Source organism: Haloferax sp. KTX1 (genome assembly GCF_902410085.1).
GTDB lineage: Archaea > Halobacteriota > Halobacteria > Halobacteriales > Haloferacaceae > Haloferax > Haloferax massiliensis.
Genome location: NZ_CABPRH010000303.1, coordinates 1 through 404 on the forward strand (window position 1 = coordinate 1; position 404 = coordinate 404).

The following is a 404-nucleotide window of genomic DNA, read 5'->3' on the forward strand; positions in this document are numbered from 1 at the left end:
GGCTGACCCAGGTGAACTTCGTACAACCCAGAATTTCATCGGCAGTACGCCATACATCCAAGACGCCAGGTACGTGCCGCCACCACCGAACGAAATCCCTGACCTTCTCGAAGACTTGCTCGAGTATGCGAACCAAGAGACGAATTTACATCCACTCCTCCGAATCGGATTGATTCATTACCAATTCGAGACGATTCATCCGTTTCTCGATGGGAACGGACGACTCGGGCGGCTATTGATCAGTCTCCTCCTACAACGTGACGGTCTTTTGCCCGAGCCGTATCTCTACCTGAGTTCGTATTTCAATGCACGACGTTCGGACTACGTCGATCACCTACTGGCAGTCAGTCAGCGGGGTGAGTGGGAAGAATGGTTGCTGTTCTTTCTACGTGGTGTGCAGTCAC

The 404-nt window shown here is 52.2% G+C and carries 1 protein-coding gene; it reads left to right on the forward strand.

Translation table 11 applies throughout. From position 1 onward, the window contains the following. Positions 1 to 404 (forward strand): Fic family protein (locus FY251_RS21945; RefSeq protein ID WP_148417013.1); only part of this gene is annotated, 404 nt, incomplete at both ends.